Annotated in this window: 17 protein-coding genes and 1 pseudogene; 13 read left to right on the top strand and 5 right to left on the bottom strand. The window is 45.6% G+C overall.

From position 1 onward, the window contains the following. Positions 1 to 87: 87 nt before the first annotated feature. The 4 genes and pseudogenes from MRK00_07790 to thiO all read left to right on the top strand — a co-directional run bounded on the left by MRK00_07790 (position 88) and on the right by thiO (position 4,305). Positions 88 to 816 carry an NAD(P)-binding protein gene (locus MRK00_07790; protein MDR4517271.1) on the top strand — a complete coding sequence of 243 codons (729 nt, stop codon included), beginning with the start codon at positions 88 to 90 and terminating at the stop codon, positions 814 to 816. Further along, entirely contained in the window at positions 809 to 1,651 is an 843-nt protein-coding gene (locus MRK00_07785) for an FAD-dependent oxidoreductase (GenBank protein MDR4517270.1), read from the top strand. The genes MRK00_07790 and MRK00_07785 overlap by 8 nt, the downstream gene beginning before the upstream one ends. Positions 1,652 to 2,967: 1,316 nt before the next feature. Continuing rightward, positions 2,968 to 3,107 (top strand): annotated as a pseudogene (locus MRK00_07780) (transposase). Positions 3,108 to 3,210: 103 nt separating this feature from the next. After that, positions 3,211 to 4,305, top strand: coding sequence for a glycine oxidase ThiO (thiO, locus tag MRK00_07775; protein ID MDR4517269.1), 1,095 nt, complete (start codon positions 3,211 to 3,213; stop codon positions 4,303 to 4,305). A 41-nt stretch (positions 4,306 to 4,346) separates the two neighbouring features. On the opposite strand, the gene ispH is transcribed toward thiO, so the two are convergent. The 3 genes from ispH to MRK00_07760 form a co-directional block, all read right to left on the bottom strand. Continuing rightward, positions 4,347 to 5,291 carry a 4-hydroxy-3-methylbut-2-enyl diphosphate reductase gene (ispH, locus tag MRK00_07770; GenBank protein MDR4517268.1) on the bottom strand — a complete coding sequence of 315 codons (945 nt, stop codon included), beginning with the start codon at positions 5,289 to 5,291 and terminating at the stop codon, positions 4,347 to 4,349. A gap of 54 nt (positions 5,292 to 5,345) precedes the next feature. Then, entirely contained in the window at positions 5,346 to 6,467 is a 1,122-nt protein-coding gene (locus MRK00_07765) for a 3-deoxy-7-phosphoheptulonate synthase (protein MDR4517267.1), read from the bottom strand. A 94-nt stretch (positions 6,468 to 6,561) separates the two neighbouring features. Beyond that, positions 6,562 to 8,289, bottom strand: coding sequence for a chloride channel protein (locus tag MRK00_07760; GenBank protein MDR4517266.1), 1,728 nt, complete (start codon positions 8,287 to 8,289; stop codon positions 6,562 to 6,564). A 329-nt stretch (positions 8,290 to 8,618) separates the two neighbouring features. Here MRK00_07760 and MRK00_07755 point away from each other — a divergent pair, with 329 nt between their 5' ends. The 4 genes from MRK00_07755 to pyrF all read left to right on the top strand — a co-directional run bounded on the left by MRK00_07755 (position 8,619) and on the right by pyrF (position 14,362). After that, positions 8,619 to 9,878: an ATP-binding protein gene (locus MRK00_07755; protein MDR4517265.1), complete on the top strand. Its 1,260-nt coding sequence runs from the start codon at positions 8,619 to 8,621 to the stop codon at positions 9,876 to 9,878. 4 nt (positions 9,879 to 9,882) lie between these two features. After that, on the top strand, positions 9,883 to 10,446 hold the full coding sequence (locus MRK00_07750; GenBank protein MDR4517264.1) for a response regulator transcription factor: 564 nt from the start codon (positions 9,883 to 9,885) through the stop codon (positions 10,444 to 10,446). A 245-nt stretch (positions 10,447 to 10,691) separates the two neighbouring features. Beyond that, positions 10,692 to 13,592 (top strand): RNA polymerase-associated protein RapA, encoded by a 2,901-nt coding sequence (rapA, locus tag MRK00_07745; protein ID MDR4517263.1) that lies wholly within the window; start codon positions 10,692 to 10,694, stop codon positions 13,590 to 13,592. Between the two features lie 80 nt (positions 13,593 to 13,672). Further along, complete coding sequence (gene pyrF / locus MRK00_07740) at positions 13,673 to 14,362, top strand: orotidine-5'-phosphate decarboxylase (GenBank protein ID MDR4517262.1); 690 nt, start codon at positions 13,673 to 13,675, stop codon at positions 14,360 to 14,362. 26 nt (positions 14,363 to 14,388) lie between these two features. Here pyrF and MRK00_07735 read toward each other — a convergent pair whose 3' ends face one another. Then, entirely contained in the window at positions 14,389 to 15,135 is a 747-nt protein-coding gene (locus MRK00_07735) for a retroviral-like aspartic protease family protein (protein MDR4517261.1), read from the bottom strand. A 633-nt stretch (positions 15,136 to 15,768) separates the two neighbouring features. Here MRK00_07735 and MRK00_07730 point away from each other — a divergent pair. From MRK00_07730 to MRK00_07710, 5 genes are all read left to right on the top strand, one after another. Beyond that, positions 15,769 to 16,074, top strand: coding sequence for a hypothetical protein (locus MRK00_07730; protein ID MDR4517260.1), 306 nt, complete (start codon positions 15,769 to 15,771; stop codon positions 16,072 to 16,074). A 228-nt stretch (positions 16,075 to 16,302) separates the two neighbouring features. Beyond that, complete coding sequence (gene purM / locus MRK00_07725) at positions 16,303 to 17,376, top strand: phosphoribosylformylglycinamidine cyclo-ligase (protein ID MDR4517259.1); 1,074 nt, start codon at positions 16,303 to 16,305, stop codon at positions 17,374 to 17,376. Between the two features lie 22 nt (positions 17,377 to 17,398). Then, positions 17,399 to 18,037 (top strand): phosphoribosylglycinamide formyltransferase, encoded by a 639-nt coding sequence (purN, locus tag MRK00_07720; GenBank protein MDR4517258.1) that lies wholly within the window; start codon positions 17,399 to 17,401, stop codon positions 18,035 to 18,037. Next, positions 18,034 to 18,807: a DUF3108 domain-containing protein gene (locus MRK00_07715; GenBank protein ID MDR4517257.1), complete on the top strand. Its 774-nt coding sequence runs from the start codon at positions 18,034 to 18,036 to the stop codon at positions 18,805 to 18,807. Before purN ends, MRK00_07715 begins: the two co-directional genes overlap by 4 nt. A 15-nt stretch (positions 18,808 to 18,822) precedes the next feature. After that, positions 18,823 to 20,082 (top strand): RsmB/NOP family class I SAM-dependent RNA methyltransferase, encoded by a 1,260-nt coding sequence (locus MRK00_07710; GenBank protein ID MDR4517256.1) that lies wholly within the window; start codon positions 18,823 to 18,825, stop codon positions 20,080 to 20,082. 30 nt (positions 20,083 to 20,112) lie between these two features. Here MRK00_07710 and MRK00_07705 read toward each other — a convergent pair whose 3' ends face one another. Continuing rightward, complete coding sequence (locus MRK00_07705; protein MDR4517255.1) at positions 20,113 to 22,755, bottom strand: MMPL family transporter; 2,643 nt, start codon at positions 22,753 to 22,755, stop codon at positions 20,113 to 20,115. Positions 22,756 to 22,785 lie beyond the last annotated feature (30 nt).

The raw sequence follows: 22,785 nt of genomic DNA, 5'->3' as shown, positions 1-22,785 counted from the left end.
AGGACACCAGCGGCCACTCGGCGTCAAACGTCCAATCAGTTTCTGGTATGATTGACTGACCCTACAGAAAAAGAGGAAAACCCTCGAATGACTGCCAAACCGTCAGCAAACGCGTTCGATGTCATTGTCATCGGTTCCGGCATGGGCGGAATGACAGCAGCCGCTGCGCTTTCCCGACTGGATCACAAAGTTTTGCTGCTTGAGCAAGCGCAGACGATTGGCGGGCTGACTCACGCTTTCACACGCGATGGTTTCAGCTGGGATGTCGGCCTCCACTATTGCGGCACGTTCGGCCACGACCAGCTCGCGGGCCGGATCCTGGACTGGCTCAGCGGCGGAACAATCGAGTTTCGTTCGGTCGGTACCGTTTACGATACACTGCATTTTCCGGATGAATTCGAAATCCCCGTAGGACGCCCGGTTGCAGCCTACAAGATGGAGCTCAAAGACCGTTTTCCCGGCAATGTTGCCGAAATCGACGCCTATTTCGAGGCGTTGCTGTCGGCAGAAGAAGCCGGGCACATGGTTGGCGCCGAGCGCGCGATGCCCGAGCCATTCCGTTCCGCGCATCACTGGTGGAACAAGCATAAAATCCAGCACTGGTGCGGCCGCACGACCGGCGAGGTCATCACGGAGTTCATCAGCGACCCGAAGCTCGCCGCCGTATTGTCGGCACAGTGGGGGACATATGGCGGCAAACCGAAAGAAGCGAGTTTCGCCGTTCACGCCACCGTCATGGGCCACTATCTCGAAGGCGCCACCTACCCCGTTGGCGGTTCCGCTGCCATCGCACGGGAGGCTTGTTCCCGTGATTGAAGCAGCGGGCGGCAGCGTCCGGGCCGCAACATTGGTCAGCGAAATATTGCTTGACGATAACAACGCCGTGGGTGTATGCACCCGGTCTGGCGAAGAAATCATTGCGCCGTTCATTGTCTCGGCGATCGGCGCCGGTGAAACGGTAAAGCACCTGTTGCCGGCGGCAATTCGCGAACAGCCCTGGGCTCGCGAGATAGCCAGTTTCAAACCATCGATATGCCACTTCGAGGTTTTCCTCGGCTTCGAGGGAGATATTGCCCGACACGGCGCAACGCGCTCGAACCACTGGTTTTACGAAAGCTGGAATACCAATGACGCCATATGGTCAGCGGCGGACAACGAGTCAATCCCGATGATGTTTGTCTCGTTCCCGTCCCTCAAGAACCCGTCTCATAACCCAGGCTTGTCGAACAAACATACCGGTCAAATGATGGTTTGGGCCGACTGGTCATCGGTGGCCGAATTTGCGGCTGGCGGCAATGAGGTGCACGCTGGTGCGTGGACGGCGTTCAAGCAGCGCATCGAGGCGCGAATGATGACGTATTTCGAGGAAAAGTTTCCGGCATTGGCACCGCTCGTCGTTTATCGGAAACTGGGCACCCCGCTCGCAACCGCTTCATTCACCGGCCACGAAAAGGGCGGGTTCTATGGCGTCGAAACGACCCCACGCCGCATGTTGTCAGACGCACTGAACGCCCGCACGCCTGTTCCCGGTTTATTCCTCGCGGGTCAGGACATTATGAGCCCTGGAATCGCGGGAGCGCTGTCGGGTGGCATGCTCGGCGCCGCAGCAATTGATTCGCGTGTTTTCCTGAAACTCAGACAAGGCTCATGAATCGATTTTACCGGATGGAAACAAGAATTCTCTGAATCATTCTCGATACTCGACATTGTTGAAAGAAAAAATCAAGCTTACACAGCTAGCGCGAAATCAAGAACCAAAGTACCAACCAGGTTTATTTGTATATCGGAACCGAAAAATACATCGGCTGTCAACACTCCGTTGCTATAGGACAACCGGGAAGAAGCGAATGCTTGATTACCAACCACCAAAATGTTTGCGTCAATTGTGGATTGATCTATTTTATCGTTTTGCAACTGACTGGAGTCAAATATGTAATCGGTTGATTAGGCCGCCCGGGGACTATCACCTATCGAGCTGAAATCTAAATTTTCGGCACCAGTCCAACCGGTCTGTGAAATTGGGCCAGGCGGTAAGCCTGGGGTATTAGTTCTGGTTGATAGCGGTTCTAGCAATCAAGCCTTTCTGAATGATCTGGGTTTGCGCGCGATGCATTATCTGATTGCATTGAAGCTCAAGCAGCAGCAAAACTAAAACCGCAAAAATTTTAGGGTTAATTTTAAAACTAATCTTTCATTGTCAGAAAATGTAGGTTAGAATTCATACGCATAATAGTTAGGTTGCAAATAATAATAAATGCTATTATGATGAAAAATAATAATAACCCAGTAGGTTACGCTAGAATTAGGTTGCCGCATCGTGGTAGTAAACGCCGCTAAAAAATACTGGGGAGCAGAGAAATCTGTTGTGTTTTCTAACATAACCCCGCTTTTTTGTGAGGTTAAAGTGGTAAAGTCGAGTTTTTAAAATCGACTTTTGTTTTTAGTAGGTAAAATTAAGACAAAATAGTTAATAAATTAATAAGGAGATTGAGTTATGAGCGATGATTCAAACAGAGCAACAGATGCACAAACACTGAAACTGATCGGTATTACAACAGTTGCATTTATAGTGATTGGCCTAATCGTTTACCAAATGTAAATTGATTAGTTCAAGAAGTGCACAAATATCGGTTTAACACTTAAACAGATATTTGTGCATTCTAAGCTTTTAACACTTAGAATTGAAATTGACCTAACCTCAAACATTCACAATTCGAGTAATCAGTTATTGCTCGCACCCAATCAATCCACAAAGCATCAAACAGTTTTTGCATGAGAGAAATTCTAATTTCTCACCGCGGTTGTCAACAATTGTTGAACAATAATCCGTCGAATAGCAAATCAACAGTGTACCAGTCAGATTTATAAACGAGACCACCCTATTAACTGTGCAATTGTCTATTATGAGTTTCTTTAAAGGATAGACGATGAACACAGAAAAACCAGAAAATTTTGCCCGAGAAACTGCGAAACCAGACGCGTTTTACTTCATTGGATAAAATGATTCTAAGTCTGTATGCCAAAGGCATGACAACACGTAAAATTGTGGCGACATTCAAGGAGATGTACAGTGCAAAAGGACCGCCACGTTGATATCCAGGGTAACGTAGGCAGTTACACAATTTAATTTACAGTCCCTATTTTTCCGCCAACCTTTACATGAAAACGATATCGTTTTGTTTTTTAGAAATTTAGAATGATGGTATGGGTATGCAACACGATGTGATTATTGTTGGAGCGGGTATCATCGGCTTGGCAACTGCAGAACGTCTGCTTAAACAGGGGATTAAGGTATTAATCTTGGAACGTGGACAAGTAGGGCAAGAATCTTCATGGGCCGGTGGCGGAATTTTATCCCCCTTATTCCCTTGGAATTATACAGAGACTGTGACACGTCTAACGCTTTACAGCGCCAGTTTGTTTTCTGACTGGGCATCGGCATTACACTCTGCGACAGGTATTGATCCGGAGTATAGTCAATGCGGTATGTTTGTTTTACCACCCTATGATTTAGAAACCGCTTTACACTGGTGTTCAAAAAATAATACAAACATTCAGCAAATAAAACTGTCTGTACCTCGCCCAACTGATAACACTAATATGAATTGTAACGATCCAGAACAAACAATCTACTTACCTGGTATTGCACAAATCCGGAATCCCAGGTTACTCAGTGCACTACATCAGCATGTGATTCAATTGGGTGGAAAAATCATTGAAAACTGTACTGTCCAAGGGTTAACCGTTAAGCATAATAAGGTTCAATCCCTTCAATCATCACGCCAACAGTTTGCAGCAGACAACTTTATTATTGCAGCGGGTGCCTGGACTAAAGAGGTTTTAGGGAAATACGCATTTGATTTAGATATCAGACCTATCTGTGGCCAGATGCTATTGTTTAAATTCGACAACCCACCATTAAAGGCAATTCTGGTTAAAGGCAGTTCTTATATCATTCCCCGCAAAGACGGGCACCTTCTGGTCGGCAGTACACTGGAAGACAGGGGATTTAATAAACGGGTAACAGTCTCAGCCAGAAAGAAGTTATTGCATGATGCAATAAGCATGCTCCCTCAACTATATAACATGCCTATAAAAAACCATTGGTCAGGTCTGCGTCCTGCATCGCCAGAGAATATCCCTACGATCAGCCGGCATCCTAATCTAACGAATCTATATATTAACAGCGGACATTTTCGTTATGGCGTAACAATGGCCCCTGCCAGTGCAGAGATTTTGGTAAACAACATCATCGGCACCACTCAGCCTTTTGATATCACGCCCTATCAAGCAAAGTGGCAATAAAAAAGCAACATTCACTATTTGCATCCTTCTTACTGCAAATTTCATGCTTTGGGCAGTGGAAAAACAACCGACTCCACCACACCGCTTAATTCTTCAACGTTAACCGCTTCACCCGTTTGGTGTGCACCAATCTGTTTGATCTGCGATATGACTTGCTGAACCAATATTTCTGGCGCAGATGCACCCGCTGTAATGCCAATCTGGCGCTTATTAATAAACCAGTCATCATTTAATTGCTCAGCATTATCCACCATATAGGCCTCAACATCAGCATTCCTTGCAACTTCACATAAACGGTTTGAATTTGAGCTATTGGGTGAACCCACCACAATCACCAGATCGCATTGAGTAACCATTTTTTTTACTGCATCCTGACGATTCTGAGTGGCATAACAAATGTCATCTTTTTTAGGGCCGGTAATCATTGGAAAACGATTTTTCAAGGCATCAACAATACGCGCCGCATCATCAACAGATAAAGTCGTCTGCGTTACATAAGCCAAATTAGCTGCATCTTTCACCTGAATATTTTTTACGTCCTCTTCAGTTTCAACCAGGTACATACCTTTATCATCACCTTCAGCCTGACCCATTGTGCCTTCAACTTCAGGGTGGCCTTGATGACCAATCATTATGATCTCCTTGCCTTCCTTACGCATTTTGGCCACTTCAACATGCACCTTGGTAACCAGTGGGCATGTTGCATCAAATACTTTTAACTCTCGTTCAGCCGCTTCTCTCCTGACTGCATGAGAAACGCCATGCGCACTAAAAATCAGAATGCTATTTTTCGGCACTTCATCCAGGTTTTCAACAAAAACAGCGCCTTTTTTTTCTAAATCCTCTACAACAAAACGATTATGCACAACTTCGTGACGCACGTAAATTGGCGCGCCATGCATCGACAATGCGCGCTCTACAATGCCAATTGCACGATCTACACCCGCACAAAAGCCTCTGGGATTCGAGAGTAATACCTTGATCATTTATTCTTCTCCACGAAAAGAAGCATACAAAATTCTTAAACTGTAAATGCTGATTTAACCCTGATTCTGGTAACGTCTAGCAAGCTCAACACGATTCAAATACGCAGCACGTGCAATCTGAATATCTTCCAAATAAAGTGGCAATTCCTTCAAAAGCAATGCCTGCGGTCCATCAACCAATGCTTTGTTAGGTGCAGGATGAAAATCGACCAGGACCATGTTGGCACCGGCAATAATCCCTTGCGCCGTGGCATGCATAATATCCAGAATGCCATCAGACGATTCAGCTCGGGTACCTACAGAATGCGATGGGTCAATACAGACCGGCATGCGTGTCAGTCGTTTCACGACCGGAACATGCGCAAAATCAACAAAATTACGGTGCGGGTCACCCATATTCGTTTTCATTCCCCGTAAGCCAAATATAACTTTCCGGTTACCTTCTGAAGCCAGATATTCAGCCGCATTCAGAGATTCATCGAGGGTAATACCAAAGCCACGCTTTATCAGTACCGGAAAATCCTGCTGCCGTCCGACTATTTTCAGTAATTCAAAGTTCTGCGTATTGCGTGTGCCAATCTGCAGCATGACGCCAGTTGCATTTCCAGTTTGGTGAAGTGCATTGCGTATCTCTTCCAGGTGGATTTCATGCGTTATTTCCATCGCAATCACTTTGATGCCATATTTCCCTGCCAGATCAAATACATAAGGAAGACAGCTTTTTCCATGCCCCTGGAAAGCGTATGGACTTGTTCTCGGTTTGTACGCGCCCATACGGGTACAAACCTGCCCATTATCCTGCAATGCTTTCATCATGGTTTCCACATGTTCAAGCGTATCAACAGCGCATAATCCCGCAAAAACATTCAATGTATCCTGGCCAAACAAAACGCCGTTATATTCAAAACTGGTTGACCGGCTATCATTCATATGGCGGCCGAGTATGCGATACTCCTCAGAAACACGCACAACATGATCCACACAAGGAAGAATGCTGATCTCTTCAACTGATAACGTCTTGGTATTTCCAATCAGATACAGTTCAGTCAAAGTTTGTTCAGTACCAACTTCTGTATGTACACGTGTACTAATACCTGGAATATTGGCAAGATAGCTCAACAACTGTTTATATTCCGGACTCTCTGGCCGGGTATTCGGTACTAAAATTAGAATCATAAAATCATTTCAAAAAATTTATGCCGACATCTTCAGCACAAAGAAAACAGGTATTGAATTCTAACCGAAAACAAGGCCTGTTACCATGACCCAACTAACGTTCATCAATGCGATACCGCTCAAGAGCTTGCATACAGGCCTCTACCAATTCACCCACATAAACCACGCCCACAAATTGTTGTGTCCGGCCATCCAACACCGGAATACTGGCGCCTTTAAAATGCCTCGATTGCTCATATGCCTGATAGACACTCATGTCATTCGTAAAAATGATCGATGGCATATATAGCATGCTTTTAATCAGGTTATCCATTTTTTCTTCATTATGAATACGATACAACTGTGCTGCGCTGATTTGCCCCATTAACCGCCTCTCATTATTAACAACATAGGCATCTTCGATAACAGGTGCAAAATGGGCAAGCCGATGACGCGCTGACCGCAACGTCATGTCTGATGTTAAAACGACCGACTGCTCAGAAATAAATGCACAAACTGACATTTGATTCAATTTCTGCTGTATTTGCGACGTTTCGGGTTCCATTCCACGCATACGCAGCTGGTGATAAAAATAGGAATGATTGAAGAATTCTCGGGTAACAGTGCCTCCCGCAACAACCGACACCATGACCGCTGTCATTAATGAATAACTTCCTGTCAATTCAAAAACAATCAGAATTGTCGTCATCGGTGCGCCAATCACACGGCTAATTACCGCACCCATACCCACAACACCATAAACTGCAGGTGAAGCGGTTACCCCGGTCAACTCCTGAACACCCATCCCACACACAGTGCCCATCATTGCACCCAGAAAAAGCGCTGGACCAAATACGCCCCCAGAGAAACCCGCAGCAAAACTCACCGAAGTCGCAAGTAACTTTGCCAGGATCAACATCATTAATACGCCCGCGGACAGTTGGAGGTGCAAAGCATCTTGAATAACTTGCTCGCCCAGCCCAAAAGTCTGAGGAAAAACGAGAATAATAACACCCAGCAACATCCCGCCTATTATGGCCCTCACCATCAGAGAAATAGGTAACTGCTGAACAAACTGGTCAATGCGATGCATCACAGACATAAAACAGACAGCCAGGGCGCCACCGGCAACACCGACAAGTGCAAATACAAAAAATTCCCAGCTCGCGACCACCGGTATATCCGGCAACAAAAAAATCATGTTGTCTAATGCATGTATTTTTACGATCGCAGTGGCCACTACTGATGATATAACGATCGGCATTACAGATCTGCTGCCAAATCGGCCCAATACAACTTCATGCGCGAAAACCACCCCGGCCAGAGGTGCAGAAAATGAAGCCGAAATAGCACCCGCAACGCCGCAGGCCAGAAGATTCTTTTTTTGTTCTGCAGTAAGTTTCAGTAATTGAGCCAGCCATGACCCTAAGGATGCGCCCAAATGTACAGCGGGGCCATATCGCCCGACCGATGCCCCGCTACCTATTGATACGATACTGGCAACAGCGCTGCCAACTCCTGCTTTAATGGACAGATCACCATTTCCAAGCCGCGTCGCTTCAATCACATCTGCGGGTCCATGATTTCGCTGCTCAGGCATCCAGTATTGAATAATGAGTCGCACAAAAACTGCACCCACAACAGGCAGAAGAAATAAATACCACGCGGGCACCTTTTCCAGAACTTTGTAAAGCTCTCCACTTTCTGCGCCCAGGAAAAACTCGTGCAAACGGTCAATAGCCCACAAAAACCCCAAAGCTGCGTAACTGACCACAATACCCACAACAACCGCCAGCATCACCGTTGAAATTGTTTCCCGCCAGTTGTTTATAGAAACCTCCATCCTTAGCTTAGTCAGCCTGCCGCCAGAAAAAAGCAATTTACTGAATACGTCAACTTTAACTGCGACAAAATGTCACATAGCCATTGCTATCAATTTTGACTAGAGTAATATATTTTTCCAATACCTAATATAAATTAACAAGTCTGAATGTCCAAGTTCGGATTTTTTGTTGAAATGAGAAGTACTTTAAGAAAGGAACATCAAGCGTTTGATACAAATCGTCATGGTGTAACTTCACTAACAATTATCTGAAAATGACGCCAAAACAACATATCTACAGCAAATCAATCCTATTTGGACAATCAATTAGATCACTCTGACAAAAAATTATGTTTAGCGACCTTAGCCAATTACCGCTGAGTAAAAATCTGCAGCGCTTGTTCATGCTCCGAAATATTGCGATCCTGGCACAGTGCCTGACTTTCAGCCTCGTTTACATTATTATCGATCTCGATATTCCGTGGACACAAATGATCATCGTTGTTGTAATCCTGGCACTATTAAACCTGCTGACCTGGATACGGTTGTATCGAAAATGGCCAGTATCCAGTATCGAATTTTTTGCGCAATTGCTCATAGATGTTTTCGCGCTTAGTGCATTGCTATATTATAGCGGCGGTTCCACGAACCCATTCATTTCACTATACCTTCTGCCACTGACCATCGCAGCAGCCACCCTTCCTTGGCGATACACCTGGGTTATGGCCGTTATTACAATTGGCTGCTATACATTACTGTTGTTTAATTATATTCCGCTACCCCATGATCATAGCAAACACCTCATTGAATTCAACTTGCATGTATCCGGCATGTGGCTGGCGTTTGTACTCAGCACTGTTATTATTGCCTGGTTCGTAGTAAAAATGAGCATTTCAATCCGGGATCGCGACCGAGATCTGGCTCAAGTCCGTGAACAGGCATTACGCAACGAACAAATCATTGCATTGGGTACACTTGCAGCCGGCGCAGCACACGAACTCGGCACACCACTATCAACAATGGCGGTTATTACGGGAGAATTACAAAAGGAATATGTCAACGATAATGAATTTCAAAACAACATACATATTCTGCGCGACCAGATCACACACTGCAAGCAGACTTTAACCCAGCTTCTGGCCAAAGCAGGACAAACCAGAGTTGAAGGTGGCAGCCAATTGCCGGTTGATGAATTTTTATCTTCGTTATTGGAGAAATGGAAACTCATACGACCCACGGTCAAGTTTAATTATCAGAGTAACGGGCCACTTCCCGCGCCCAAAATAATGGATAACCAATTGGTCAGCCAATCGCTTCTGAACCTGCTCAACAATGCTGCCGATGCTTCCTCACATTGTATTGATATCAAAAGCCATTGGAATTCAAAGCGACTGCATCTCGAAATCATTGACGACGGTGAAGGCATATCGACTGAAGCCGCTCAACGTATCGGCGAAGCTTTTTTCACCAGCAAGGCTCCCGGTCAGGGCTTTGGCATTGGTCTGTTTTTAGCCAATGCCAACATTGAACGATTGGGTGGAACGGTGCATTTATTCAATCTTGAGAACGGCGGGGCCTGCACGCAAGTTTCATTGCCGCTAATAGGATAAAACCATGACAGAATCGATACCAGTCGATGACGCAAGCGAACGCCCCAGCTTGTTGGTCGTTGATGATGACAAGATTTTCTGCGATGTACTGGCGAAAGCCATGACTAAACGCGGTTTCAATGTGCACACCACGCATACCATAGAAGACGCACTTGCACAGGCTGAAGCAGCAACCCCGGAATACGCAATAGTAGACCTTAAATTATCCAGCGAATCGGGATTGGTTCTGGTTGAAAAGTTAAAAGCATTGGACCCGGGCACACGCATTGTCATGCTAACAGGATACGCCAGTATCGCAACAGCCGTGGAAGCAATAAAACTTGGCGCAACGCATTATTTAGCCAAGCCCGTCGACGCCGATGAAATTATGACGGCATTTGAACGCACAAGCGGTGAAACTGACACACCAATCAGCGCCAATCCTTTATCGGTCGGCAGACTAGAATGGGAATATATTCACCGAATTCTTACTGAAAATGACAACAATATTTCCGTAACAGCAAAAGTCTTGAACATGCATCGCCGGACACTCCAACGTAAACTGGCAAAAAAACCACATCGGGAGTAATTCAGCTTCGAATTAATCAAGGGCACCTCTAAAAACTCAGAGTTTTAAACAAGACGAGGCGAGAACAAAAAATATTGACGCAGCATATGATTGATATGTAAGGAGATATTTTTTGTGAATAACAAAGTATTGTGACAAAATATGGATTTTTAGAGATGCCCTCAATTATTTCCTGACAACACATTTTTAGCGGCACCTTTTAGCCGTCTCATGTATCCTGTCACTTCTTTTCAGTACAGCATAGAATGAACAACTTTAAACCTGGTCAACGCTGGATTTGCGATGTCGACCTGCAATTGGGCCTGGGCACTGTGCAATCAGTTGAACAACGCATAGTCAGCATTGCCTTCCTGGCATCCGGCGAGACCCGTACTTACTCACGTCAATCGGCGCCGCTCAAACGCGTGATTTTTAATGTTGGCGATACTATCACGAGTCTTCATGGCACTGTCATACAAATCCTGTCTGTTGAGAAAAACGATGGATTACTGACATACACGGGAAAAGACAAAAATGGCAAGCCGGTCATCCTGCCCGAGCATCAACTGGCGCACCATATACAATTTAACCGGCCTATCGAACGGTTGCTCAATCAGCATATCGATGCAGACAAGTGGTTCCAGATCCGATATCAAACTTGGTTGCAGAGAAACCGGCTTGTCAATAATTCATTGTACGGCCTGGTGGGCTCACGCACCAGTTTAATCCCGCATCAACTCTACATTTCACACGAAGTCGGCCGGCGCTATGCACCACGTGTATTGTTGGCCGATGAAGTCGGATTGGGCAAAACAATCGAAGCCGGCATGATTTTACATCAGCAACTCTTAACGGAACGCGCCAAACGCGTTCTTATTGCAGTTCCGGAAACATTGATTCATCAATGGCTTGTCGAAATGCTACGCCGCTTTAATCTCCGGTTTAGTCTATTTGATGACGAACGCTATGCGGTACTTGAAGAAAACAGTGCCGACGGCAACCCTTTTCACAACGAACAGCTCATTCTATGCAGCCTGGGCTTTCTGTGTAACAATCCGAAACACCTGAGAACAGCCTTGCAAGGCGATTGGGATTTACTCGTCGTCGATGAAGCACATCACCTCGAATGGTCGGAGCAGGCATCCAGCCCGGCATACCAGGCTATTGAGCAACTGGCTGCTCAAACACGCGGGGTACTGTTGCTGACTGCAACTCCTGAGCAGCTGGGTAAAGCAAGCCATTTTGCTCGCCTGCGTCTGCTAGACCCCGATCGTTTTTCTGACTTCCATCGTTTTCTTGCTGAAGAACAAACATTTGAACCGATCGCCAATGTGGTCGAAGCGCTGCTTGATGGGCATAAACTGAATGAAGAAATCAACACGACAATCTTGTCGATAGAAAATAACCCGCAGACCCAGTCCCTGCTAGATTTACTGGATAAAACCGATACAACGGATAAAAATAATAAAGCAGCACGGCAAGCTCTCGCAGCATTAATGCTCGACCGCCATGGCACCGGCCGCATTTTATTTCGCAACACCCGCGTCACGGTCCAGGGTTTCCCGGAAAGAGAACTGAATATGGTTCGATTACCGCTACCTGCCAGCTATAACGATTGCCTGACCGTTTTTGAAACCACTCGGTTGTCAGAACCTGAATTACTGCTTTATCCGGAATTGCTCTATCAGGTTAATGCCGGCACTGATGACCCGAAATGGATCGACATTGATCCACGCATCAACTGGCTGCACGAAACCATGCGACAGCTCAAGCCGGAAAAAATCCTGGTGATCACGGCCAGCGCACAAACAGCTTGCGATATTGCTCACGCGCTCAGAATGTTGACAAGCCAGCACTATCCAGTCTTCCACGAAGATATGAGTTTACTCGAACGTGATCGCGCCGCCGCCTTTTTTGCCGACAGAGAGGCTGGCTGCCAGGTATTGATCTGTTCTGAAATTGGCAGCGAGGGACGTAATTTCCAGTTTGCCCATCATCTTGTGTTATTTGATTTACCGTTTAATCCCGATTTACTCGAACAACGTATTGGCAGGCTCGATCGAATCGGCCAGACAGAAACAATCAAAATTCATCTGCCTTATCTGCAGCATAGCGCTCAAGCGCTCATGCTGAACTGGTATCATAAAGGGCTTAATGCCTTTAAAAAAACCTGTCCAGCAGGATCGGCCGTTTTTCAAAAATTTAAAAATCAGCTAATTAACAGTTTTCATCAACGTAACCCTGACTCGACTGCCTTTTCGAAATTAACTGTTCATACCCAAGAAGCCAATCAGGCACTTAACGAAGCACTTGATCGCGGACGCGACCGTTTACTGGAATATAATTCGTGCCGTCCACAGCTTGCAGAGCAATTATACAAGGCTGGAACTTCGCAGGATAACGACAACAGCCTGCAGCATTACATGGACAGCGCCTTTGACTGCTTTGGCGTACATATTGAAGAACACCGCCACATGAGCTATTACATTGAACCAAGCGAGCTAATGACATCGGCATTTCCCGGGCTACCCGATGATGGCCTGACCATTACCTATAACAGAAATGTCGCACTCGCCAACGAAGATATGCAGTTTTTAACCTGGGAGCACCCCATGGTTATCCACGCGATGGATCGTGTAGTCGATAATGAAACCGGCAATGCAACCGTATCAAGTTTCTCGCATCCCGATACCAGACCGGGAACACTGTTTCTAGAATGCCTGTTCATTCTTGACATCTCAACAGAAATTTCTGTGACCCGCAGCCACAACCAGCCATCAATCATGATACGCACCATTATCGATGAGCATGGCCGTTCTGATTATGCTGCACTCGATCACGACACGATCAATCAGTACTTGAGAACACTATCACCAAGCGTTTCAAAACAAGTTATTGAACTGAAGAAAGAAACGATTAAAGACATGATAACCGCCAGCGAGCAGCTTGCTAAAATACAGATGCCGGCTCACACCAAAAAGAACAAGGAAAAAATAGAGGAAAAATTCAAATTTGAAATTGAAAGGCTGAAAGCCCTGAAAGAAATCAATCCGAGCGTACGGCCAGAGGAAATTCTTTTTTTTGAACAACAGCTACAAATTTTAACCCGGGCAATAGACACCGCAAAGACCAGACTAGACGCCATGCGTGTTATTGTTGCGACCTGAACAATATTGCACGAAACTTTATAATGCACTATTTCTTCAACGCCTTTTTGTATTAGCAGTATCGTTTATTATCTCCGATCATGAAAAAATCACGTATTATTGTTGCACTGGATTTCAGCAATGCCGAACATGCACTAGACCTTACCGCACAACTTGACCCGAAATTATGTCGCCTGAAAGTGGGAAAAGAACTTTTTACCGCAGCAGGCCCCCATCTGGTCGAGAAACTGATTCGCGACGGTTTTGATGTTTTTCTGGATTTGAAATTCCATGATATTCCCAATACCGTTGCCAAAGCATGCAAGGCAGCCGCAAACATGGGTGTGTGGATGATGAATGTACATGCACTCGGGGGAAGAAAAATGCTTCAGGCTGCACGTGAAGCGGTTCCTGCAGGAACAGCCAAACTGATTGCAGTTACATTGCTGACCAGCATGGATCAGGATGATCTGAACGATGTTGGTTTGCAAGGTAAGCCCGAAGAGATTGTGATTCGCTTAGCGACATTAACTCAGGATTGCGAACTTGATGGCGTTGTTTGTTCTGCTTTGGAGGTCGGCAGTTTACGGCAAATCATCAGGCCGGAATTCAACCTGGTCACGCCTGGTATACGCTTGGAAGAAAACAGCCTGGATGATCAAAAACGAATCGCCACACCTGCTGCAGCAATCCGTAATGGCGCAGATTATCTCGTTATTGGCAGGCCAATCACGCTCGCGCAGTACCCACTGAAGGTCTTACATCATTTGAACCAGACAATTGAAAGTTAGTTTGCATTCTCTAAGAAAAATTTTTCTCAACGCGAGGATATCCTCATGATTTCCCCCACCTGCTCGATACGAAAATTGCGCAACACATTCATGCCCAACAAGGCATCTCCGGACATGTTCGGCAAAACAATTACATCAATGTCGGTGATCTGGTAGCTTCCAAATGTAACTTCTGCCACTTTTGCGATACATGCGTTGACAATACCATTTGCAGTTGAAACTTTAATTGGGGCACACTTTTTAATCCCGGCCAGCGCCGCTATCTCTGAAGAAACAGAGACGATGGTCGCACCGGTATCAATCATAAAAACAACAGGCACAGCATTTACAGTTCCCGAGCTAAAATAATGGCCATCATATGACTGCAATAACTCAAGTACTCCATCACCAATCACTTCAGAAGGCGGTATTTTCTGGCTAAAGTTAGCAGGTGGACTAAATGTACTATACGCAAGCGCAATCTGAACAGGGTTAAGACCCGTACCATAGAATTCCAGCAAGGTCGTTTGTCCAGTTTCTATAGTAATTCCACCGTCAACTGAAATATGCGCGCCATCGGAAAATCCTGATTCCAGATTGCACCAGTCTGATCCAATAAAAATCTGAATACCGTATTGCCCAACAGGAACACTGAATTGAACAGTTTTATTTATTGCCACCGAAGTCGCTAGAAATTGAAAAGAGCCGGACATGTCAGACAACACCACCACCATCGGATGATCATGTGTGTTGAGTATTTCCAACCCGGAATAGAGCACATCAGTGCGCTTCATAAATGATGGTTCCATCACATAAGCCGATCCGTGCGCAGGCAGTGACTGACATCTGGTCAATGAAATTACGCCGGCTTCAACCTCGCTTGACAAATTCGAATGAACCAATAATGGATTGTAATTTTTGAAAACGGCCAAAATGGTCAGGCCTATGGCAAGCCAGATAAAAGTAATTTTTACTATTGATGTGTGTTTGTTCTTACACAAATCATTTGATCCTGGCTTGTGCCTGCCGTATTGAGGCGCATTATATTGTTTCACCCAATTCGGATTGATATCCTGTTTATCCATATACTGTCTTATTCGATTTATAAAAAATTCCAGTCGTCAGTCAATCGGCGATTGCTTATCAGACTTGACGACCAAATTTATCAATTAACCGCACCGTGTAACAATTGGACTTTTGTTCATGGACAGCATATCACGCCGTATTCAGTGCTCAGTTCTCCAAACACGAAATGCTTAAATCAGTTAGCGCAGAAAACATTTTATGTTCAGCCATGATTCAGCTTGAAGAACATAAAATTTTAGTCATGAACAACAAACAGTAAAAAATTAATGCATCGATTTCATATAGAACATAAAGGAGAGTGATCATGAATACAAAACAATTTTTAATCTTTTTTGTCGTTATTGCTGCACTTTTACTCAGCGGCTGTGTTGCTCCGCCCTATTATGGAGGAGCAGGATATTATAGTGGTGTCAGGAGCAGCTACGGGTATCAACCAGCATTTTATGGTAATCAAAGGTATTCTGGAGGACACAGGTATTACCAGGGTGGGCATAAACACTATCGGAGCGGACATGGGCATAACTTCCGCGGAGGTCATAATCATTTCAGAGGTGGTCACGGACACTTCGGAAGTAAAATTTCACACTCTCGCGGCGGACACCGTGGAGGTGGTCACCGAGGCGGCCGCCATCATTGATGATTCATAATTTTCATTGTTTTGAGGGTAATGAGCTACAAAATCGCTCAATACAAGCGATCTTACACAAACTAAGGTAACAGATCAGACCGCAAGGAATAAATATGAAAAGCTTCCATAAACACATCTTTGAAATTTGGGTAATTTAAAGCGTTAAAACAACAGAAGATGAACGCGGTATATTTGCTGTAAAATAACGGCTGATAAAAATATACATACTGCAATTGCAAATTAACACGTGACCACTCATCATTCTGACAATAATAGTTCAACGCATTCTTCAACGGCGCCGCTTTCCTATCGTGATGCCGGTGTCGATATCGACGCCGGCGATCGACTCGTACGCAACATCAAGCCTTTCGCCAAACGCACTTTGCGTCCCGAAGTATTGACCGGCATCGGTGGATTTGGCGCTTTATTTGAGATTTCCAAGAAATACCAAAATCCGGTGCTGGTATCCGGCACCGACGGTGTTGGCACCAAACTAAAACTCGCATTTCAATTGAACAAGCATGACAGCATCGGTATTGACCTGGTTGCAATGAGTGTCAATGATATTTTGGTTTTTGGGGCTGAACCGCTGTTCTTTCTTGATTACTATGCCTGCGGCAAACTCAATGTCGATACTGCAACGGCTGTTGTCAGTGGCATCGCCACCGGTTGTGAGCAAGCGGGCTGCGCATTGATTGGCGGTGAAACAGCAGAAATGCCGGATATGTATCCTGCGGGTGAATATGATCTGGCTGGATTTGCAGTGGGTGTCGTTGAAAAAGACCAGATTATAAACGGTTCAACTATACAGCCGGGCGATGCTGTAATTGGCCTTGCTTCGAATGGCGCACATTCCAACGGCTATTCATTGATCCGGAAAATTATCAACGATAATCGGATTGATTTATCACAAGATTTTCATGGCAAACCCATCAGCGATGCCATAATGGCGCCAACCAGAATCTACGCAAAATCGTTGCTGACATTAATAAAACGGGTTTCCGTTAAAGGTCTTGCGCACATCACCGGAGGTGGTTTAGTTGAAAACTTGCCACGCATTTTACCGGCCAATACTGCCGCAGTACTGCACAAAAAAGCCTGGGAAATACTTCCGCTATTTCACTGGCTGCAACAACTGGGTAATGTGGATGAAGCGGAAATGTTCCGTGTATTTAATTGTGGTATTGGTATGGTCGCGATAGTTGCCGCCGATCAGACAGAAGCCGCCATAAAATGTCTGCAAGAGAACGGAGAAATCGCTTATCACATGGGCGAAATAAAACATCACACTCCGGAACAGCCTGCTGTTGTCCTTATTTAAGCGCAGTGTTGCAAGATTTGTTATGAAAACGCTTGTTATTCTGATATCCGGACGCGGCAGCAATATGCAGGCATTACTTAAGGCCAAATTGCCAGTCGATCGTATCGTGGTTATCAGCAGCAATCCGAATGCAGAAGGCCTCATAACAGCAACAGAATTAGGCATACAGACAGCAAGCATTGATCACCGCACTTTTTCTGATCGCGAAACATTTGATGCAGCATTGGCCGAAGAAATTGACAGTTATCAGCCTGTTCTGATCGTGCTTGCCGGTTTTATGCGCATTCTCACTGACGGTTTTGTTCTGCGTTATCAGGGCAGACTAATGAATATTCATCCGTCATTGTTACCCGCTTTTACAGGTCTGCGGACACACCAGCGTGCATTGCAGGAAGGCGTAAAAATTCACGGTTGCACCGTGCATTTTGTAACGCCGAAACTCGATCATGGCCCTATTGTGATTCAAGCAGCCGTCCCAATATTTCCCAATGATACCGATAACACACTGGCCGAACGCGTGTTGCAACAGGAGCATCGTATATACCCTCAAGCTGTTCGCTGGTTTCTACAAGGTCAGCTCAAACTTTCGGCTCGTACTGTAGTAGTAAACGACGCCCGTGTTCATGATTGGGTTGCCTATTCACCAGGATTGCAGGAATGAAATTTTTTCTAGTACTTTTCATGTTTTGGGGAATTGAGCATACAGTCCTTGCAGCGGAAAAAAAGACAGAAGAAAACATTGCAGATAAAATACCTGCACGCATTCATATCAGTTATACCGTTCATACCGGCATCGGGCATGGCGAATTGAATGAAATTGTCGATATCAGCCAGAAAAGTGATACGCATACATTTAACATCAGCAGTAATGCACAGGCAACCGGTATCTTCAAGGTCATCAAGCCCGGCAATATTGTTCGAAATAGCCGCGGCACCGTAACCAAGAAAGGCTTGCAGCCAACCTATTACTCTGATCAGCGCACAAATAACAAACCCAGCCTGGCACTGTTCGACTGGGAAAACCAGACTTTAACCCTCAGACATGAAGATAAAGAAACAGTGGAACCCCTCGCCTCAGGCACGCTTGATCGCTTAAGCCTATCGTACAGTTTCATTTTCTCATCACCTGCAAACCTTCAACCGGGCGAATTGCTGGAAATCTATGTAACCGATGGACGCGGTTTACAGTTAATACAGTTTAAGGTCAGTCAAGAAAAGCTCAACACACCCTTAGGTGAATTAGAAACCATCTTGCTCACAAAACTGCATACAAAACAAGACAAAATGCAAAGAAAAATATGGCTTGCTCCTCGTTATCATATGATACCTGTACGTATTCAATCCGTTGAAACAGATGGCCTCGAAGTTGATAAAATGATTGCCAGCATTGACTTGGGCAACATCGACAACTATTCTTGTTGCAGCCATTAAAATAATTCACAAAAAATGCATTTGATTCCATCGCAACTGGATAAAACAGTCACCGCCCTACGCACATTGCTTCCACTTGAATTTCCGGCCGATGCGTTACTAAGGCGTTTTTTTAGAGAAAACCCAAAGTTTGGTGTTCACGATCGCGCTTTTGTTGCGGAAACAACATTCGGTATTTTGCGCCACCGACTGTTCCTGGAACATATTATCGATTCTGCGACACCCCGGTCGCTGTTACTCGCCTACTTGGTCCGGTTTCAGGACGTTGATTTAAACCAGTTGAAAGGATGGGCCAGCGAGTCTGAGATAAAATGGTTGTCCTCTATAACAGCAATAAAAATGGATGCCCAGCCGATGGCAATTCAGGCAGAATTTCCGGAATGGTTAATTGAGAAACTGAGGCACTCCATGAATGATGCCGATATTCTTAAACTGGGACTTTCTCTGCAAAACCCGGCACCACTGGATTTACGCGTAAATACATTTCTAACAAAACGTGAACACGTTCTCGACACATTCTTGAAAGATGGCATTCAGGCGGAGGCGACGTCCATTTCGCCTTGCGGCATCCGCCTGCATGAAAAACCTGCTATTAATCGTCATCCACTTTTCCTGTCTGGCAGAATTGAAGTACAAGATGAAGGCAGTCAATTAATGGGTTACTTACTGGCACCCAGACGGGGTGAGATGGTCGTCGACTTTTGTGCCGGAGCAGGTGGAAAAACATTGCTGCTTGGAACATTGATGCACTCAAAAGGTCGACTATATGCCTTTGAAGTTAATGAAAAACGGCTTAATAATCTAAAACCGCGCTTGAAACGCTCGGGCTTATCCAATGTGCATATTCAGCGTATTACAAACGAGAATGACATCAAGGTTAAACGTTTATCAAGAAAAATAGACCGGGTGCTTGTCGATGCGCCTTGCAGTGGTTTCGGCACATTACGACGAAATCCGGATCTCAAATGGCGTCAATCACCTCAAAGCATAGCTGAATTAAGAAAAAAGCAGGCTGCGATTCTGTCAGCCGCCGCCGCTCTACTCAAACCAGGCGGACGACTGGTCTATGTAACCTGTAGTTTTCTTCCCGAAGAAAATCAGGAAATTATTGAAGAATTCAAGTCAAAAAACTCCGAATTCAACATCCTCAACTGTTCCGAATTAATGACAGAACAAGGAATCACTGTGAATACAGGCAAATATCTTCAATTGTCGCCGTATGAGCACCAGACTGATGGCTTTTTTGCAGCCGCACTAGAGCGCAAGAACATATAAAAGAATCCATAATTTGAATTGCGGCACGCGCTAACCGGTTTTTTTATGCGCTGAAGCATGCAAAAGAACGGGCAGAATGACTAAAACACAAATCAAAGTCAGTATTACGCCAACAAGTAACAGCAATCCCATACTGGCCGTTCCCTGATGTTGTGAAAATATCAGGCTGCCGAATCCAGCCATTGTAGTTAGCGCGCTATAAAAAACAGCACGCGCGGTACTTGTATACAACAGATTTTCATACGCTTCTCCGGCATTACAGCTCCTGTGCACCATATGCACGCTGCAATCTATACCGATGCCGAGTATTAGCGGCAAGGCGATCACATTGGCAAAATTGAATGGCACATCCAAAAGTACGGTTACTGCGCCGGTAAACAACGCCGCCAGTAACAACGGCACTAAAACCAGCACGGTCGACTTCACACTCCTGAGTAGTAGCAATAAAGCCACCACAACACCAATCAACGCCAGTGAGAAAGCATGAATAAATGCATCGACAACGGCTTTCCCCGCCTCAAGACTGATAACCGGCACGCCCGTAGCACCGGGCGCGATCTTCTGTACGGCACGTACAAATCGTTTCAGCGCATCATTATCATTGATATTTTCAGTGGGATAAATTGCAATACGATAGATATCATCGCTGCTTTGCCAGTGTATTTTGACTGATTCAGGAACGTCCTGCTGACTAAAAGGCGTTGCTTCAAGTGCGAGTTGCAGGCGATGAATCGACACCGGCAGCAATTCCAGCAAGTCCCGATCAATGGCATGTAACAGCGTCACCTGCGCGTTGCGATCACTCAAGTTATCAAGTTGTGACAACAGGTTTGTCAAAGAGACCTGCAAGTCACGCGCAGCGTTTGCGGCAGCATGCGCGGGGTGTTCAACGAGAAAACCACTTAACGCATTGTACAAATTCTGTAAAGCGTTACGCTGCGCTTGAACATCAATCTCGTTTTGCGTGACCGGTACAAACGAAATCGGGCCAAGCGTCATCGCCATCTCCTCAATTAACCGGATTTTTTCTTCCTGATCACCGGGAACAAAATCCAGAATTGTAACAACCTTATCGACCTCCGGCAGCCCGGATAACTGTTCCACAAGCCTTTCGGTTTCAACACGGTCATTTGCGAGCGCAATAATATGCCAGGGTGAATCCTCAGCATTTTCCAGCAAATCTCGGAATGTCTCTACGGACTCTGTGCGAGGATCGTTCAGATTGAGCAGGTTATAATCGAACCGGATTTGCGGCAGCACAATGACAGAAAACAATACAGCGACAGCCGTAATAACGTAAACACTTCTTCGCGCATGTAACGGCCATTCCAGAGCTGTATGCACTGGCCGAATTGAAATAAGCGGTTTGATCGGCCTTATTGGAAAAAAACGTTGCAAGGCTGGTACGATAGTCAATGTTACCAACAGACTGATTACCATCCCTGAGCCGGAAATCAAACCGAGTTCCGCCACACCATCATACGTTGTCGGTATAAACGCATAAAACCCAATAGCAGTCGTCACCGCACAAATCATCAAGGCCCGTCCAATATCGCCACTGGCCGTGGACAACGTTTTGATAACTGGCTGACCGGTTCTTCTGGTTTCTTCATGCCGCAATAAAAAGTGAATGGCATAGTCGACGCCCAGACCAATATAAAGCACTGCAAAAGCAATTGAAATCAGATTCAAATGGCCCACGGCGGCAGTCGCAAAAGCTGCTGTCAGCAGAAGCCCTAAAACAAGACTGAACATGACCGTCATAATGGCACCGAAAGTACGCAACGCCAATAGCAAGACCACTATGACCAATACCAGCGCCAGAACACCTGCATCCTGCGCACCCCGCATGGCACTGTGAAGCTCATCATAAGCAAGCGCTGCTTCGCCTGTTATACGTAAATTTTCCGGCGCATCCTGCGTTAACCCAATATCTGCTGCTGCTTCGCGAACCGCCCGCAAAGATTGCTCGGCAGCAAACAGCTGCGCGTAGTCATGTTTGGGCCGAGCCAGAATAAGCTCCTGATATTGATCGACTTGCTTGTCGCCGTCCAGAAGTATTTGCCAAGATAACGCATGGGGCGAACCGGAAAGTCGAGCAGCGAGTGTACTACTGACACCATTGAAAACCGCCTCCAGATCCAGATTTCTGCCATTTCTGATCTCATCTACAGCTTCGGTCAACACTGATGCAAAAGTGTCCAATGCCGGGTTCTCGGCCAAACGCGCAATCAAAGGTTGGGCGGCGGCCAGACGATCAGTTATTTTTTCCAGTTCAGGAATGCTTTTGAAGAGCAGGCCATTTCGCTCAAAGAATGGATCACCGCTAAGATAACTCGCTTCATAGAAATGTTTATTGTCTGACTGCAGATGCACAGTCAACTGCTTAGCGGCAGCATGCGCTTGTTCAGGTGTAGGTGCATCCACGACCAATAACAATGCATCCTCGTATTGCGGAAAAGCTTCTTTGTAACGCTTGTGATTTACCCGAAACGGCACATCCTCAGAAAGCATGTCCGTGGTATCGGTATGTACACCCAGATTATTCGCGGTATAAACAATACTGACTCCTGCAACGACAATGGCTAGAAAAACAATCCAGATGGCCTTTTGATAGGAAAATGCAGCCCAGCGTGCAAAAAAACGGTAGCTTGCTCCGTTCGATACTTCCACAAATATCCTTTTCTTTTATATTCTTTTATA

Origin of the sequence: Nitrosomonas sp., from assembly GCA_031316255.1 — a bacterium.
Lineage (GTDB): Bacteria > Pseudomonadota > Gammaproteobacteria > Burkholderiales > Nitrosomonadaceae > Nitrosomonas.
The sequence above is the reverse complement of the archived record's forward strand: the minus strand, read 5'-3'. Positions and strand labels throughout refer to the sequence as shown.